The 14978-nt window shown below is 72.8% G+C and carries 17 protein-coding genes; 14 read left to right on the top strand and 3 right to left on the bottom strand.

All coding sequences use genetic code 11. The features are described from left to right. The first annotated feature begins 9 nt into the window (after positions 1 to 9). A complete protein-coding gene (locus ACWH49_RS18905; RefSeq protein WP_448172868.1) occupies positions 10 to 1008 on the top strand; it encodes a Bug family tripartite tricarboxylate transporter substrate binding protein in 999 nt (332 codons plus the stop codon). A 48-nt stretch (positions 1009 to 1056) separates the two neighbouring features. Here the strand turns inward: ACWH49_RS18905 and ACWH49_RS18900 are convergent, their stop codons facing one another. Then, a complete protein-coding gene (locus ACWH49_RS18900) occupies positions 1057 to 1764 on the bottom strand; it encodes a PEP-CTERM sorting domain-containing protein (RefSeq protein WP_448172867.1) in 708 nt (235 codons plus the stop codon). A 238-nt stretch (positions 1765 to 2002) separates the two neighbouring features. Here ACWH49_RS18900 and ACWH49_RS18895 point away from each other — a divergent pair, with 238 nt between their 5' ends. Genes ACWH49_RS18895 through fabG form a run of 13 tightly spaced genes read left to right on the top strand, consistent with a single transcriptional unit; the run spans position 2003 to position 13446 of the window. After that, positions 2003 to 2272, top strand: a complete 270-nt coding sequence (locus ACWH49_RS18895) for a phosphopantetheine-binding protein (protein WP_448172866.1) — start codon at positions 2003 to 2005, stop codon at positions 2270 to 2272. 10 nt (positions 2273 to 2282) lie between these two features. Then, positions 2283 to 2915, top strand: a complete 633-nt coding sequence (locus ACWH49_RS18890) for a hypothetical protein (RefSeq protein ID WP_448172865.1) — start codon at positions 2283 to 2285, stop codon at positions 2913 to 2915. Next, positions 2912 to 4285, top strand: coding sequence for an AMP-binding protein (locus ACWH49_RS18885; protein WP_448172864.1), 1374 nt, complete (start codon positions 2912 to 2914; stop codon positions 4283 to 4285). The genes ACWH49_RS18890 and ACWH49_RS18885 overlap by 4 nt, the downstream gene beginning before the upstream one ends. Next, entirely contained in the window at positions 4282 to 4596 is a 315-nt protein-coding gene (locus tag ACWH49_RS18880; protein WP_448172863.1) for a 3-hydroxyacyl-ACP dehydratase FabZ family protein, read from the top strand. Before ACWH49_RS18885 ends, ACWH49_RS18880 begins: the two co-directional genes overlap by 4 nt. Further along, positions 4593 to 5642: an acyl-CoA synthetase gene (locus ACWH49_RS18875; protein ID WP_448172862.1), complete on the top strand. Its 1050-nt coding sequence runs from the start codon at positions 4593 to 4595 to the stop codon at positions 5640 to 5642. Before ACWH49_RS18880 ends, ACWH49_RS18875 begins: the two co-directional genes overlap by 4 nt. Continuing rightward, positions 5614 to 6249, top strand: coding sequence for a LolA-related protein (locus ACWH49_RS18870; protein WP_448172861.1), 636 nt, complete (start codon positions 5614 to 5616; stop codon positions 6247 to 6249). The genes ACWH49_RS18875 and ACWH49_RS18870 overlap by 29 nt, the downstream gene beginning before the upstream one ends. A 5-nt stretch (positions 6250 to 6254) precedes the next feature. After that, the gene (locus ACWH49_RS18865; RefSeq protein ID WP_448172860.1) at positions 6255 to 8657 is read left to right on the top strand and encodes an MMPL family transporter; all 2403 of its coding nucleotides are present in this window, start codon (positions 6255 to 6257) and stop codon (positions 8655 to 8657) included. Positions 8658 to 8702: 45 nt separating this feature from the next. Then, positions 8703 to 9530 carry a polysaccharide deacetylase family protein gene (locus ACWH49_RS18860; protein ID WP_448172859.1) on the top strand — a complete coding sequence of 276 codons (828 nt, stop codon included), beginning with the start codon at positions 8703 to 8705 and terminating at the stop codon, positions 9528 to 9530. Then, on the top strand, positions 9527 to 10255 hold the full coding sequence (locus tag ACWH49_RS18855; protein WP_448172858.1) for an SAM-dependent methyltransferase: 729 nt from the start codon (positions 9527 to 9529) through the stop codon (positions 10253 to 10255). The genes ACWH49_RS18860 and ACWH49_RS18855 overlap by 4 nt, the downstream gene beginning before the upstream one ends. After that, the gene (locus tag ACWH49_RS18850) at positions 10252 to 11436 is read left to right on the top strand and encodes a beta-ketoacyl-[acyl-carrier-protein] synthase family protein (RefSeq protein WP_448172857.1); all 1185 of its coding nucleotides are present in this window, start codon (positions 10252 to 10254) and stop codon (positions 11434 to 11436) included. Before ACWH49_RS18855 ends, ACWH49_RS18850 begins: the two co-directional genes overlap by 4 nt. Further along, a complete protein-coding gene (locus tag ACWH49_RS18845) occupies positions 11433 to 12233 on the top strand; it encodes a beta-ketoacyl synthase chain length factor (RefSeq protein ID WP_448172856.1) in 801 nt (266 codons plus the stop codon). Before ACWH49_RS18850 ends, ACWH49_RS18845 begins: the two co-directional genes overlap by 4 nt. Further along, positions 12230 to 12709, top strand: coding sequence for a hydroxymyristoyl-ACP dehydratase (locus ACWH49_RS18840; RefSeq protein WP_448172855.1), 480 nt, complete (start codon positions 12230 to 12232; stop codon positions 12707 to 12709). Before ACWH49_RS18845 ends, ACWH49_RS18840 begins: the two co-directional genes overlap by 4 nt. Next, the gene (gene fabG / locus ACWH49_RS18835; RefSeq protein WP_056467564.1) at positions 12706 to 13446 is read left to right on the top strand and encodes a 3-oxoacyl-ACP reductase FabG; all 741 of its coding nucleotides are present in this window, start codon (positions 12706 to 12708) and stop codon (positions 13444 to 13446) included. Before ACWH49_RS18840 ends, fabG begins: the two co-directional genes overlap by 4 nt. Before the next feature lie 20 nt (positions 13447 to 13466). Here fabG and ACWH49_RS18830 read toward each other — a convergent pair whose 3' ends face one another. Both ACWH49_RS18830 and ACWH49_RS18825 read right to left on the bottom strand, forming a co-directional pair. Next, positions 13467 to 14246, bottom strand: coding sequence for a glycosyltransferase family 2 protein (locus ACWH49_RS18830; RefSeq protein WP_448172854.1), 780 nt, complete (start codon positions 14244 to 14246; stop codon positions 13467 to 13469). After that, a complete protein-coding gene (locus ACWH49_RS18825) occupies positions 14243 to 14974 on the bottom strand; it encodes a lysophospholipid acyltransferase family protein (protein ID WP_448172853.1) in 732 nt (243 codons plus the stop codon). The genes ACWH49_RS18830 and ACWH49_RS18825 overlap by 4 nt, the downstream gene beginning before the upstream one ends. Between the last annotated feature and the right edge of the window lie 4 nt (positions 14975 to 14978).

Below are 14978 nucleotides of genomic sequence, written 5' to 3'. Positions count from 1 at the left end.
GACCTGTCGATGACCCACCCGACCACCTCGCGCCGATCCGCGCTTCGCGCCGCCTTCGCATTCGTTCTGCTGACCGCCGGTGCGGCGATGGCGCAGACCAAGCCGATCCGCTTGATCGTGCCCTACCCGCCCGGCGGCCCGCTCGACATCGTCGCGCGCGCGCTGGCCGAGAAGGTGCAGCCGGTGCTCGGCCCCGTCGTCGTCGACAACCGGCCCGGCGCCGGCGGCAACCTCGGCGCCGACCTGGCCGCCAAGGCCGCACCGGACGGCACGACGCTGGTCATCGGTGCCGTCGCCACGCACGCGATCAACCCGTGGCTCTTCAAGAAGATCCCGTACGACCCGATCCACGACTTCACGCCGATCACCGGCATCGCGCAGGTGCCGAACGTGCTGGTGATGAACGCGCAGACGGCCGACAAGCTCGGCATCCGCCAGGTGGGCGATCTCGTCCGATACGCGAAGGCGCATCCCGGCCAGCTGAACTACGGCTCGGGCGGCAACGGCAGCGCCGGGCACCTCGCTGGCGAGATGTTCAAGTCGCAGGCCGGCGTGTTCATGGTCCACATCCCGTACGCAGGTGGCAACCCGGCGCAACTGGCGCTGCTCTCGGGCCAGGTGGACCTGACCTTCGACAACCTCGCATCGGCGTCGGCCAACATCCGGTCCGGCAAGCTGCGCGCGATCGCCGTGACGACCGCGACGCGGTCGTCCGCGATGCCCGAGGTGCCGACCATCGCCGAAGGCGGCCGCAGCGCGGGCCTCGGCCAGTTCGCGATCAACACCTGGTTCGGCCTGTTCGGCCCCGCCCGGATGCCGGCCGACGTGACGCAGCGGCTCAACAAGGCGTTCGTCGAGGCGCTCGCTTCGCCGGAACTGAAGGCGCGCCTGGGTTCCCTGATGGCCGAGAACGCCGCCTCGACGCCCGAACAATTCGGCGCCTTCGTCAAGGCGGAACTGGCGAAGTACGAGCGGGTCGTCAAAAGCAGCGGCGCCACGGTCGAGTGACCGTGGCGCCGTGGCAGCCCGGCGCTCGCGCGCCCGGCCCGAAGCGGATCAGGCTTCCGTCTTGCGCGCGCTGCGACGGGCGACGAAGCCCATCACGCCGAGGCCGGCGAGCAGCATCGCGTAGGTGCCGGGTTCCGGCACCGGCGTGACGTTGGCGGTGTTGGCGACATAGAACGTCTCCAGACCGCCGGTGGCATCGCTGGCCGCCGCCGACAAGCCGACGTAGTTGCCCTCGAAGCCGCTGCCGAATGCCAGGTTCTGGGCCGAGGCGGCGTCCGACGACGTCAGCCCGAACACGAAGCCCGAGTTGCCGGTGCCGGTGCTGGTCGACGCGAACGAAACCGGCGTGAACGCTGCCGACGTGAACAGCACCGAGCCGTTCGCGCTGTAGATGTTCAGCACCAGGTCGTCGAGCGTGATCGCGCCGCCCGCCGGTTCGCTGGCATTGAACACGACGCGCAGGTCCGTCGCCGAGGTCACGCCCAGGCTGCCCAGGGTCCGCGCCATGGTCTGCGCCTGGGTATCCCCGGTGACGAACTGCGCACCGGTCGCGTCGATGCCGACCGCGCCCGACTCGAAGGTGGAGTTGGCCGGGCTCGTGATCGTCAGCACCGTGTTGACCGAGCCGAGGCCCGTGCCACCGAAGTCTTCGGGGGACACCAGCACCAGCTGGGCGTGGGCGGCGCCGGCGCCGAACAGCAGCGCAGCGGTGACGGCGGCGAGGGGCCAGCGCTTCTTCATCAAGTTCGTATGCATTCGTTTCTCCTGCAGGTTGTGTCGATTCGATGGTCGGGCAGCGCGTCGGCTGCCAGCGAAATTCGAGGCCCCATCTTCTTTGCGGGCTGCCGGAGTTTTGTAGGACAGCGCGCCAAATCCCGGTCGGAGAAGGCGTCCGACGGCGCGGGCACGGGTCCGCTCGCACGGACCGCTTTGGTAGACTCCTCCCCCGCTGACCTGCCGCTTTCCGGCCGTCGCACACGGACTCCACGCACGCATGACCATTGTCCAAACCGATCTCCAGCGCGAAGTCGCCGCCCTGATGGTTGAAGCCCTCAACCTCGATGTGGCGCCTGACAGCATCGACCCAGCCGCGCCGCTGTATGGCGAGGGGCTGGGGCTCGACTCGATCGACATCCTCGAGGTCGCGCTGGTCGTCTCGCAACGCTACGGTTTCCAGCTGCGCTCCGATGACGAGGACAACGTCCGCATCTTCACCTCGCTGGCCAGCCTGACCGAGCACATCGCCGCGCACCGCGTCGGCTGATCGGCCCGCGATGGCACTCCGCCTCGGGTTGCGCGTCGCCGCGATCGTCGGCATCGGCGCGCTCTACGTCGGCGTCTCGCACTGGCTGATGACGCGCGCGCCGGCCTCGCCCTGGAACATGGTGGGCGTGCTTGCGCCGATGCTCGCCGCGATCGCCCTGGGCGCGTGGCGCGCCAACCAGCGCTGGCTCGGCGCGCTCTCGACGGTGCTGCTGGTGGCGCTGTGCGCACAGGCCGTGATCGGGCTGCAGCTCGCGCCGGGGCTGCTCTACATGGCCCAGCACGTCGGCGTCAACGCGATGCTGGCGGCCGGCTTCGGCAGCACGCTGCGCGCGGGCCACACGCCGCTGATCACGACGTTGGCGCGACGGGTGCACCGCAACTTCACGCCCGAGATGCAGGTCTACACGCGCAAATGCACGCTCGCGTGGACGCTCTACTTCGTGGGCATCGCGCTGGTCTCGGTTGCGCTGTATGCGTTCGCGCCGTTCGACACGTGGGCGTTCTTCGCCAACCTGGTCTCGCCGGTCACGGTGGCAGTGATGTTCGGTGGCGAGTACCTGCTGCGCTACCGGCTGCACCCGGAATTCGAGCGCGCCAGCGTGGCCGACGCCATCCGCTCCTACATGCATTCCGCGAAATGAACCGCCGCGAGCCGTTGATCCGGGCCGACGATCTGGGCGCGCCGCTGGCGTGGCGCGACGGCGTGGCGATCTCGCGTGCCCAGTACCTGGCCGACGTCGACGCGCTCGCCGAGCGCCTACCGGCCGCCGGCCCGATGCTGAACCTCACCGGCGACCGCTACCGCTTCGCCGTCGGCCTCGGTGCCGCGCTGCGGCGCGGCCAGAACAACCTGATGCCGCCGAATCACACGCCCGACACGGTGGCCCGGTTGCGCACGCTGTTCCCGTCGACCTACGCGCTCGTCGATGGCGACGCGCCCGGCTGGGACCTGCCGCAGATCCGGCATGGCGACATCGCGCCGGTCGACCTCGATCGCCCGGTGCCGACGATCGCCGCCGACGCGCTCGCCGCGCAGGTGCTGACCTCCGGCTCGACCGGCGCACCCGTGCCGCATGCCAAGCACTGGGGCGGCCTGGTCACCAACACCCGGGCCGGCGTGCAGCGACTCGCCGAGCAGATGGGCCGGGAGACGCTCGCCGGCGTCACCGTGGTCGCCACCGTGCCGGCGCAGCACATGTACGGCTTCGAGTCGACCGTGCTGGTCGCGCTGCTCGGCGGCGCCGCATTCGACACCGAGCGGCCGTTCTACCCGGCCGACATCGCCGCCGCGCTGGCGCGCGCGCCGCGCCCGCGCCTGCTCGTGACGACGCCGTTCCACCTGAAGATGCTGCTCGACGCGCAACTCGCGCTGCCGCCGGTCGACCTGACGGTCTGCGCGACCGCGCCGCTCAGCCCCCAACTGGCGCAGCGCGCCGAGGCGCAACTCGACGGGCCGCTGATGGAGATCTACGGCTGCACCGAGGCCGGCCAGGTCGCGACCCGGCGCCCGACCGCCGGCGCCGAGTGGCGCACCTACCAGGGCCTGGTGCTGAGCGGCGATGGCGCCGAGTCGGTCGTCCAGGGCGGCCACGTGCCGCAGCCGACGATGCTCGCCGACGTGCTCGAGGTCGTCGACGCACAGACCTTCCGCCTGCTGGGCCGCTCGAACGACCTGATCAACATCGCCGGCAAGCGCAGTTCGCTCGGCCACCTGAACTACCACCTGAACTCGATCGACGGCGTGCAGGACGGCGCGTTCTGGCTGCCGCCGGAGGCCGGCGACGGCAGCGTCGTGCGCCTCGTCGCGTTCGTCGTCGCGGCCGACGGCGTGGCCGCGCCGACGCTGCACGAGCGGGTGCTCGCCGCCCTGCGCACGCGGGTCGATGCGGCGTTCCTGCCGCGGCGCCTCGTCGCGGTCGCGGCGCTGCCGCGCGAGCCCGGCACCGGCAAGCTGCCAGCCGGCGCGTTCGCCGCCTGGGCGGCACGCACGCTCGCCGGCGCGCGGGGATGAGCGCGATGCACCGCGTCGAGCTGACGATCCGGGCCGATCATCCGGCCTTCGCGGGCCACTTCCCGGGCGACCCGCTGCTGCCCGGCGTCTCGCTGCTCGCCGAAGTCCTCGAGGCCGTGCTCGACGACGCGGTCATGGCAGCGGCCGTGGGCGAATCGCCGCGCATCGGTGCGGTCAAGTTCCTCGCGCCGGTGCGACCCGGCGCGCACCTGGCCATCACCCTCGAGCCCGGCCCGCGCGGCCTGCGCTTCGAGGTCCGCGAAGGCGAGCGCGTCGCGGCCACGGGCCAGTTCGAGGCCCCGGCGCGATGAGCACGCCGGCGCCGCGCACTGCCGCCGGCTGGACCGCCGAGCGCGAGCGCAGCAACCTGTGGGCACTGCGCCTGATGCGCTGGATCGCGATCACCGCGGGCCGGCCGCGCGCGCGACTCGTGCTGCATCCGATCGCGCTGTACTTCCTGCTGGTCCACGGCAGGGCCCGACGCGCCTCATTGAACTACCTCGTGCGCGTGCTCGGCCGGCCGGTGGGCTGGCGCGACGCGTACCGCCACATCCACCACTTCGCGGCGACCATCCTCGACCGCGTCTATTTCCTGCAGGACCAGTTCGATCGGTTCGAGGTCAGCGCGACCGGCGCCGAGGCCCTGCACGCACCGCTGGATCGCGGGGAGGGCGTGATGCTCGTCGGCGCGCACCTCGGCAGCTTCGAGGCCCTGCGCGCGAGCGCGCAAGGGCGCGGCGCGCGTGTCGCGATGCTGATGTACGAGGACAACGCGCGGCTGCTGAACGCGACGCTCGCCGCCGTGGCGCCCCACGCCGAGCTGCACACGATCGGCCTCGGCCGTGCCGGCGCGATGCTGACGCTGCGCCGCTGGCTCGACGACGGCGGCATCGCCGGCCTGCTCGCCGACCGCACGCTGCCCGGCCACGCCCGCGGTATCGCCGGGCCGCCCCAGGATGCCGCGGCCCCCTTGGGGGGCGGCCGTCGCGAAGCAGCGGCCGGGGGACCCAGGTCCGGCTCGCGCACACTGTGGCTCGACTTTCTCGGCCAGCCCGCGCGCTTCTCGGACGGCCCGTTCCGGCTGGCCGCGATGCTGCGGCGCCAGGTCGTGTTCATGGCCGGGCTCTACCATGGCGGCGATCGCTACGAGCTGCGCTTCGTCGAGCTGGCCGACTTTCGCGCGCCGGCACCCGGCCCCGCGGACCGCGGCACCGGCGCAGCCGACCCGCGCATCGCCGAGGCGATGCAGCGCTACGTGACCCTGCTCGAATCGCTGTGTCGCGAAACGCCGTACAACTGGTTCAACTTCTTCGACTTCTGGTCCGCCGATGACGCTGCCGCACCCGCCTCGCCCTGATCGCCGCCGCGTGCTCGCGGTGGCCGCCGCCTGCGCGGCCGCGGCCTGCCTCCCGGCGCACGCGCAAGCCGCGTTCGACCTCGCGCAGCTGATGCAGTCGCTCGCCAAGGTCAAGGCCGGCGAGGCGACCTTTGTCGAGACCCGCACCGTCGCGATGCTGGAGCGCACGCTCGAATCGAGCGGGCGCCTGAGCTTCGAATCGCCCGACACCTTCGTGCGCGAGACGTTGAAACCGCGGCGCGAGAAGATCGCGATCGTCGGCAACACCGTGACGATGAGCCTGGGTTCGCGCAGCCGCACCGTGCCGCTCGACTCGGTGCCCGAGGCCGCGGTGATCATGGAGGCGATCCGCGGCACGCTGACCGGCAACCGCGACGCGATCGAGCGCCATTTCGCGGCCGCCGTCACGGGCTCGCCGCAGCGCTGGGTGCTGGAGCTCAAGCCGCGCGAGCCGCGGCTGCGCGAACTGGTGATCTCGGTGCGCCTGACCGGCGCGCAGTCGCTGGTGCGCGAAGTCGCGGTCGCGATGGCCGACGGCGACCGCTCGGTGATGGCGATCGAGCCGCTCGCGCCGGGCGCCGCACGGCCCGCCAGCGCGTCGAGCTGAGTCGCGTGACCCCGCCCCGCCCGCTCGCCCGGTTCGCCGCGTTCGCCCGCCGGCGCGCGGTCGCGTTGTGGCTGGTGTTGATGCTGGCCGCCGCCGCCATCACGGTGCGCACCCACTACGTCGCCGACCTGTCGGCGTTCCTGCCGTCGACACCGAGCGCGGAACAGGCGGTGCTGCTCGACCAGCTGCGCGGCGGCATCGCGGCGCGGCTGCTGCTGATCGGCATCGAGGGCGGCAGCGCCGAGCAGCGCAGCGCAGCGTCGCTCGGATTCGCGAACGCGCTGCGCAAGAGCGGTGCGTTCGACGCGGTCCACAACGGCGACAACTCGAGCTTCGAGGCCATCGGCAAATTCCTGTTCGAGCACCGCTACCTGCTGAGCCCCGCGGTCGACGCGCAGCGCTTCACCGTCGACGGCCTGCGCGCCGGCATCGACGAGGCGACCTCGCTGCTCGGCACGCCGGCGGGCGCGGCCGTCAAGGCGGTGATCCTGCGCGACCCGACCGGCGAGACGATCCGCATGGCCGAAGGCATGCTGCCGTCGCAGGCACCGCGCAGCGACGGCCGGGTCTGGATCTCGCGCAGCGCCGAACGCGCCGTGCTGATCGCGACCACCCATGCCGACGGCGCCGACCTGGACGCGCAGGAGCGCACGCTGCAGCTCGTGCGAACCAGCTTCGCGCCGTTCGAGGCGCAGGGACTCAAGCTGGTGCTGTCGGGCTCCGGCACGTTCGCGGTCGCCTCGCGGACCCAGATCAAGGCCGAGGTCGAGCGCCTCGCGATTGCCGGCGGCGTCGCGATCGTCGGGCTGATGCTGCTGGCGTTCGGCGGCTCGCTGCGCACGCTCGCGACCGCGCTGCTGCCGGTCGGCTCGGGCGTGCTGGCGGGCATCGCCGCGGTCAGCCTGATCTTCGGCAACGTCCACGGCATCACGCTCGGCTTCGGCACCACGCTGATCGGCGAGGCAGTCGACTACGCGATCTACTACCTGATCCAGGCGCGCGCCGCGCCGGGCGCCGTGGCGGGCGACGGCGCCCGACGCTGGATCGCCGACAACTGGCCGACCGTGCGGCTCGGCCTGTGGACCTCGGTGTGCGGCTTCGCGGCGCTGCTGTTCTCGGGCTTTCCGGGGCTCGCGCAGCTCGGCGTGTTCTCGATCGCCGGCCTGACCGCCGCGGCGCTGACGACCCGCTGGGTGCTGACCGCGACCTCGCCCGACGGCGCGCCCGGCATGGGCCTGCGCCGCCACCTTGGCCACGCGGCCGGCGCCTGCACCGAACTGCTGCCCCGCTGGCGCTGGCCGCTCGCGGCGCTGGCGCTGCTGGCCGCGTTGACGCTGGCATGGCTGCCGTCGCCGTGGCGCGGCGACCTGTCGTCGCTGAGCCCGGTCGGCGAGGCGAAGATGAAGATCGACGCCGACCTGCGCGCCGACCTCGGCGCCAGCGATGCCGGCACGCTGGTCGCCGTCTCGGCCCCCGACGAAGCCGGCGCGCTCGCCGCCGCCGAGGCGGCCGGCGCGCGGCTCGACAAGCTGGTCGAGTCCGGCACGCTCGCCGGCTACGAATCGCCGGCGCGGATCCTGCCGAGCCCGGCGCTGCAGCAAGCCCGCCGCGATGTGCTGCCGGAGGCCGCGACGCTGAGCGCGCGCCTGGCCGAAGCCACCGTCGACGGCCCGCTGCCGGCGGCCCGCCTCGGCGGCTTCATCGCCGACGTGCAGGCCGCGCGCGCGCAGGCGCTGCTGACCCGCGCCTCGCTGAAAGGCACGCCGTTGTACGCCGCGCTCGATGCGCTGCTGGTGCCCGGAGACGGCGCGCGCCCGTGGCGCGCGCTGCTGAGCCTGCAGGCCGGCGCCAGGCCGATCGACCCGGCGCAGCTGCGCGCGACGCTCGCCGGCGTGCCGGGCGCGCAGGTCATCGACATCGGCAACGAGCTGCGCGGCCTGTATACGCGCTACCTGCACGAGGCGACCGTGCAGGCGCTGCTGGGTGCGGCGGCGGTCTGCCTGCTGCTGGCGCTGCACCTGCGCTCCGTGAAGCGGCTGTGGCGCATCGCACAGCCGGTCGCGGCCGCGGTGCTGATCGTGATCGCGGCGTTCAGCGTCGCTGGCGCGGCCCTCGGCATCCTGCACCTGGTCGGGCTGCTGCTGACGGTCGCGATCGGCTCGAACTACGCGCTGTTCTTCGACCAGATCCGCGCCCAGCAGGACGCCGCACCGCCGGGCACGCCGTGGGTCGTCGACAACGACACGCTGGCCTCGCTGGCGCTGGCCAACCTGACCGCGGTGATCTCGTTTTGCCTGCTCGCGTTCTCGAGCATCCCGGCGCTGTACGCGATCGGCCAGATCGTCGCGCCGGGCATCCTGCTGAGCCTGCTGCTGTCGGCGGCGTTCATCCCGGCGCGGGCGCGCTGAAGGGCCGCGGCGGCGTGTGAAAATCCGGCGCCATTCCTTCATCCGATGCACGCCCCCGCCACCCCCGCCCCATCGCCTGCCCGCTGGCCGCTGCCGCCCCTTCTGAAGGCGAGCGTCGCCTGCCACGTGGGCGCCGCGGCGCTGGCGCTGACGCAGCCGGCGCTGTGGCCGTGGGCGCTCGGTGCGGTGGTGCTCGACCATGCACTGATCACCGGCACCGGGCTGTGGCCGCGCTCGACCTGGCTGGGCGCGAACCTGCTGCGCCTGCCGGCCGTGTCCGCGGCGCGGCGCGAGGTCGCGTTGACGATCGACGATGGCCCCGATCCCGAGATCACCCCTGCGGTGCTCGACCTGCTCGACGCCCACGGCGCCCGCGCGACCTTCTTCTGCATCGCCCGCCACGCCGAACAACACGCGGCGCTGTGCCGCGAGATCGTGCAGCGCGGCCACAGCGTGCAGAACCACAGCTACGCGCACGCCCACAGCTTCTCGCTGCGCGGCCCGGCGGCGCTGCGGCGCGAGATCGGCCGCGCGCAGGACGCGCTCGCCCAGGTCACCGGCCAGCGCCCGCGCTTTTTCCGCGCGCCGGCCGGCCTGCGCAACGTGTTTCTCGCGCCGGTGCTGCACGAGCTCGACCTGCAGCTCGCGAGCTGGACGCGGCGCGGCTTCGACACGGCGCAGCGCGATCCCGACATCGTGCTCGGACGCCTGACCCGCGGGCTGGTCGCCGGGGACATCCTGCTGCTGCACGATCACCATCCGGCGCGCGCCGCGAGCGGCCGGCCGGTGTCGCTCGAGGTGCTGCCGGCCCTGTTGCAGCGATTCCAGACCGACGGCCTGCGGGCCGTCACGCTGCCCGAGGCCTTCGCATGACGCCCGCCCACACCGCTGTCTGGCTCGCGCTGATCGCCGCCGCCAGCCTGCCCTACCGCAGCGCCGGCCGCTTCGCGTGGCATTTCGCGCGCGGCAAGCTGGGCATGGACCCGGTGTTCCGCCACGTGCTGGAGGCGGGTCTGATCCCGCCGCGCGCGCGTGTGCTCGACATCGGCTGCGGGCAGGGCCTGCTGGCCAGCCTGCTGCGCACCTGCGCGCAGTTCGAACACCAGGGCCACTGGCCTGCGGGCTGGGCGCCGGCGCCGGTCGCGGCGCGCGTCACCGGTGTCGCGCTGATGCCGCGCGACGTGCACCGCGCGAAGGCGGCGCTCGGCGACGCGGCCGAGTTCGTCTGCGGCGACATGCGCCACACGCCCTTTCCCGAAGTCGACGCGGTCGTGATCCTCGACGTGCTGCACTACATCAGCATCCCCGAGCAGAACGAGGTGCTCGCCCGGGTGCGCGGCGCGCTGCGCGCGGACGGCCGGCTGCTGCTGCGCATCGGCGACGCGGCGTCGCGGCGCGGCTTCGTCACCAGCCAGTGGGTCGACCGGGTCGTGACCTTCGTGCGCGGCCACCGCGTCGTGCCGCAATACGGTCGCACCCTCGCCGACTGGACGCGGCAGCTCGAGGCGCTCGGCTTCGAGGTGACGCCGCAGCCGATGAGCGCCGGCACGCCGTTCGCCAACGTGCTGCTGGTCGCGCGTGTGAAGGTCGCCCCATGAGCCCGCTCGCGATCACCGCGTGCACGCTGACCACCGCGCTCGGCGCCGGCAATGCCGCGACGCTCGCCGCGCTGCAGGCCCAGCGCACCGGCCTCGCGCCGGTGCGCTTCGAGAACCTGCCGCTGCCGACCTGGACCGGCGAGGTCGAGGGCGTCGACACGGTCGCGCTGCCTGCCGATCTGAGCGATTTCGACTGCCGCAACAACCGCCTCGCCTGGCTCGGCCTGCAGCAGGACGGGCTGCGCGATGCGGTGGCCGCGGCGCGGGCGCGCTGGGGTGCGCGTCGCGTCGGCGTGTTCCTGGGCACCAGCACTTCGGGCTTGCTGCAGACCGAACACGCATATCGGCGCCGCGGCGCGGACGGCGCGCTGCCGGCCGACTTCCGCTACGGCCCGACGCAGAACACCTTCTCGGTCGCCGACTTCGCGGCGCGGGCGCTCGGCCTCGACGGGCCGGCGTGGGTCGTGTCCACCGCCTGCTCGTCGAGCGCGAAGGTGTTCGGCAACGCGGCGCGGCTGATCGAGGCCGGGTTGATCGACGCGGCGCTGGTCGGCGGCGTCGACAGCCTGTGCCTGACGACGCTGTACGGCTTCAACTCGCTGGAACTGCTGTCGACCCAGATCTGCCGGCCGTGGGACGCCGCGCGCGACGGCCTGTCGATCGGCGAGGCCGCGGCCTTCGCGCTGCTCGAGCGCGACGCCACGACGCCCCCGCAGGGCTGGATGCTCGGCCTCGGCGAGAGCAACGATGGTTACCACATGAGCACGCCGCACCCCGAAGGCGCCGGCGCGATCGCCGCGATGCGCGCAGCGCTGGCCGACGCGGGCCTGGCGCCATCCGACATCGACTACATCAACCTGCACGGCACCGCGACACCGAGCAACGACGCCGCCGAGGATGCCGCGGTCGGCACGGTGTTCGGTACCGCCACGCCGTGCAGTTCGACCAAGGGCGCGACCGGCCACACGCTCGGCGCGGCCGGCGGCGTCGAAGCCGCGATCGCGCTGCTAGCGATGCGCCACGGGCTGATGCCGGGCGGGCTCAACGTGCAGCAACGCGACCCCGCCCTGCACCTGGACTACCTGGTCGCCAACCGCGTGTCGCCGGTGCGGCGCGTGCTGTCGAATTCCTTCGGCTTCGGCGGCTCGAACGCCAGCCTGGTGCTGGGAGCCGCATCGTGAGCGGCCTGCGCGTCTGGGTCGACGGCGTCGGCCTCGCGGGCCCGGGCCTCGCGTCGTGGGCGGCGGCGCTCGACGTGCTGCGCGGCACACAGCCTCATGCGACCGCCGCCACCGTGCTGCCGCCACCGGCACGCCTGCCGCCAGCCGAGCGACGCCGTGCCGGCGCCGCCGTCAAGCTCGCGCTGGCGATCGCCGACGAGGCGGTCGCGCAGGCCCAGCTCGACCCGGCAATGTTGGCGACCGTGTTCACGTCCAGCAGCGGCGAAGGCACGAACTGCCACGCGCTGTGCGAGACGCTCGCGACGCCGACGCCGATGGTCTCGCCGACCCGCTTCACGAACTCGGTGCACAACGCCGCCTCGGGCTGCTGGCACATCGCAGTCGGCAGCCGCGCCGCATCGACCAGCCTGTGCGCGTTCGACGGCAGCTTCGGCGCCGGGCTGATCGAGGCCGCGACCAGCGTGGTGCTGGGCCGCACGCCGCTGCTGCTGGTCGCGAGCGATTCGCCCTATCCCGAGCCGCTGCACGCCACGCGGCCGCTGCCCGACCACTTCGGCCTCGCGCTCGTGCTCGCGCCGGCGCCGGGCCCCCGCTCGATCGCGGCGCTGACGATCACGTTGATCGGCGCCGACGAGGCGGTGACGCGTTGCGCCGATCCCGCGCTGGACGAGCTCCGACGCGTGATTCCGGCGGCGGCGGCGCTGCCGCTGCTGCTCGCCCTGGCACGAGAAGGAAGGCCGGGCCGGGTCGTGCTCGGCTACCTCGCCGGCAGCCATCTGCAGATCGACCTCGCATGAGCCTGTCGCCGCAGACGCTGACGCACGACGGCATCGCCGCGCTGATCCCGCACAGCGGCACGATGTGCCTGCTGGACCGCCTCGACGCGTGGAGCCTGGAGCAGGTCGTGTGCCGCGCCGTCGACCACCGTGACCCGGCCCACCCGCTGCGCACGCGCCGCGGGTTGCTCGCGCCCGTCGCGATCGAATACGCCGCGCAGGCGATGGCCCTGCACGGCGCGCTGATCGGGCAGGCGGCGGGCACGCCGGCCTCGCCCGGCTACCTGGCCAGCGCGCGCGGCGTGCGGCTGCACGTGCTGCGGCTCGACGACCTGCCGCAACCGCCGGCGGGCCACACCGACGCGCTGCGCATCGAAGCGGTCCGCCAGGCCGGCGACGCGCGCCAGATCCTCTACGCCTTCACCGTGCACCACGCCGACCGCCTGCTCGCCGAAGGCCGGGCCGCCGTGGTGCTGAACACGCCCGTTGCCGCATGAACACCACGACCCACTCGCGCAAGCGCGCCCTCGTCACCGGCGCCAGCGGCGGCCTCGGCCGCGCGATCGCGCTGCAGCTCGCGCATGACGGCCTGCACGTGATCGTGCACGCGAACAGCCGGCTGGCTGCGGCCGAATCGATCGCCGCCGAGATCACCGCCGCGGGCGGCAGCGCCGAGTCGGTCGCCTTCGACGTCACCGACCGCGCGGCCACGCACGCGGCCTGCGCGACGCTGCTCGACGCCGGCCCGGTGCAGGTGCTGGTCAACAACGCCGGCACGCACGACGACGCCGCCTTCCCGGCGCTGCGGGCCGAGCAATGGGACGGCGTGATCGACGTCTCGCTGAACGGCTTCTTCAACGTCACGCAGCCGCTGACGATGCCGATGATCCGCACCCGCTGGGGCCGCGTGATCAACATCTCGTCGGTCGCGGCGCTGACCGGCAACCGCGGCCAGGTCAACTACGCCGCCGCGAAGGGTGCCCTGAACAGCGCGACCAAGGCGCTGGCGCTCGAGCTCGCGAGCCGCGGCATCACGGTCAACGCGGTCGCGCCGGGCATCATCGAATCGGGCATGGCCGACGGCACGTTCGACAAGGCGATGATCGAGCGCATCGTGCCGATGAAGCGTGCCGGCCGGGCCGACGAGGTCGCGGCGCTGGTGGCCTTCCTCGCGTCCGATGCGGCCGGCTACATCAGCGGGCAGGTGATCTCGATCAACGGCGGGATGGTCTAGCGGCCGGGCCGGGCGTCGGCTCAGAGCTGCTGGAACGGCGGACGGCCCGTCAGGCGGCGCCACAGCAGCAGCGGCAATCGCAACGCGAACTCGAGCATCAACCGGGTGTGCATCCAGGTCAGCAGGACGTTGTCGCGGCCGTACTGGAAATGCGAGACGCCGCCCTCCTCGGCCGTCAGGTACTTGACGGGCGCGGCCAGATTGAGCGGCTTGACGCCGCGCCAGGCCAGACGCACGACGGCCTCGGTGTCGAAATCGAAGCGGCGCATCCACGGCTGGCGCTGCATCACCGCGATCAGCTCGGCGATCGGGTAGACGCGGAAGCCGTACAGCGAATCGTCGATGCCGGCGCCGAGCGTCTCGAGGTTGGTCCAGCCGTTCGAGATGCGGCGCCCGCGCACGCGCAGCAGCGGCGCGGAGGCATCGAACACCGGCCGGCCCAGCACCATGGTCTCGGGGTGGCGCAGCGAGGTCTGCATGAACTCGGGGATCAGCGCGGCGGGGTGCTGCCCGTCGGAGTCCATCGTCAGCGCATGCGTGAAGCCGGCCGCGCGTGCGGCCTGCAGGCCGTGCAGCACGGCCGCGCCCTTGCCGGCGTTGGCGGGCAGCTCGATCAGCCGCAGGCCCGGGTCGGCCGCGGCCATTGCCCGCAGGCCTGCGGGTGTGCCGTCGGTGCTGCCGTCGGTCACGACCCAGACCGGGGTCCACTGCGCCCGCGCCGCCTGGACCGTGGCATAGACCTGCGGGCCGGTGTTGTAGCTCGGGATCAGCACCAGGTGGCTGCGCGACGCCTCGTTCATCGACTCAATTCTTCCGCGAAATACGACTCCAGCCGCTTGAGCAAACCCTGATGGTCGGCCTCGGGCGCGAAACGCCGGCCGAGCCGCACGCGGATCACGACCGGGAACTGCGGCGTGCGCCAGATCGGCCAGCCCTTGCCCAAGTACGGCGACTCGGACTCGATCAACACGGTCTGGATCGGCACCTGCGCCATCTGCGCGATCAGGGTGATGCCGGGCCGGAACGGGTTGATCGGCGGGTGGATGGTGCGCGTCCCCTCGGGGAACAGCACCAGTTGGCCACCTTCCTTCAGGTTGGTCACGCAGCTGCGGATCATGCCGCGCGGCGGCTCGTTGCGGATGTAGCGCGCCAGCCGCGCGCCGGCGCCGAGGAACGGGTTGCGCATCAGGCTCGCGCGCATGATGCAGATGCCGCGCGGGACGCGCGCGATCACCAGCAGCGCGTCGAGCATCGTCGGGTGGTTGGCCGCGATGATCAGGCCGGCGTCGCGCTCGAGCGCGTCGAGCGCGGTGTAGTCGATGCGCATCAGGCCGAGCCACTGCGCACAGGTCCAGAACCCGCGGTAGACCGACGAGATCGCCGCCCGGCCGACGACGACGCCCTGCGCGCGCGACAGGAACGGATACAGCACCGTGCACACGAGGTTCCACGTCAGCGACATCGCCCCGAGGTGGGCGAGCAGCACGTAAAAGAGGATGCTCTGGAAGAGGCGCCGAAGGCTACGCAAACAA

The sequence above is a fragment of the Rhizobacter fulvus genome (genome assembly GCF_964020785.1).
This window is presented reverse-complemented; position numbering and strand designations above follow the sequence as displayed.

What these genes read in the sequence shown, in the direction of transcription:
- ACWH49_RS18905 (WP_448172868.1), top strand. Translation starts at nt 10, where the DNA reads ATGACCCACCCGACCACCTCGCGCCGATCCGCGCTTCGCGCCGCCTTC.
- ACWH49_RS18900 (WP_448172867.1), bottom strand. Translation starts at nt 1,764, where the DNA reads ATGCATACGAACTTGATGAAGAAGCGCTGGCCCCTCGCCGCCGTCACC.
- ACWH49_RS18895 (WP_448172866.1), top strand. Translation starts at nt 2,003, where the DNA reads ATGACCATTGTCCAAACCGATCTCCAGCGCGAAGTCGCCGCCCTGATG.
- ACWH49_RS18890 (WP_448172865.1), top strand. Translation starts at nt 2,283, where the DNA reads ATGGCACTCCGCCTCGGGTTGCGCGTCGCCGCGATCGTCGGCATCGGC.
- ACWH49_RS18885 (WP_448172864.1), top strand. Translation starts at nt 2,912, where the DNA reads ATGAACCGCCGCGAGCCGTTGATCCGGGCCGACGATCTGGGCGCGCCG.
- ACWH49_RS18880 (WP_448172863.1), top strand. Translation starts at nt 4,282, where the DNA reads ATGAGCGCGATGCACCGCGTCGAGCTGACGATCCGGGCCGATCATCCG.
- ACWH49_RS18875 (WP_448172862.1), top strand. Translation starts at nt 4,593, where the DNA reads ATGAGCACGCCGGCGCCGCGCACTGCCGCCGGCTGGACCGCCGAGCGC.
- ACWH49_RS18870 (WP_448172861.1), top strand. Translation starts at nt 5,614, where the DNA reads ATGACGCTGCCGCACCCGCCTCGCCCTGATCGCCGCCGCGTGCTCGCG.
- ACWH49_RS18860 (WP_448172859.1), top strand. Translation starts at nt 8,703, where the DNA reads ATGCACGCCCCCGCCACCCCCGCCCCATCGCCTGCCCGCTGGCCGCTG.
- ACWH49_RS18855 (WP_448172858.1), top strand. Translation starts at nt 9,527, where the DNA reads ATGACGCCCGCCCACACCGCTGTCTGGCTCGCGCTGATCGCCGCCGCC.
- ACWH49_RS18850 (WP_448172857.1), top strand. Translation starts at nt 10,252, where the DNA reads ATGAGCCCGCTCGCGATCACCGCGTGCACGCTGACCACCGCGCTCGGC.
- ACWH49_RS18840 (WP_448172855.1), top strand. Translation starts at nt 12,230, where the DNA reads ATGAGCCTGTCGCCGCAGACGCTGACGCACGACGGCATCGCCGCGCTG.
- fabG (WP_056467564.1), top strand. Translation starts at nt 12,706, where the DNA reads ATGAACACCACGACCCACTCGCGCAAGCGCGCCCTCGTCACCGGCGCC.
- ACWH49_RS18830 (WP_448172854.1), bottom strand. Translation starts at nt 14,246, where the DNA reads ATGAACGAGGCGTCGCGCAGCCACCTGGTGCTGATCCCGAGCTACAAC.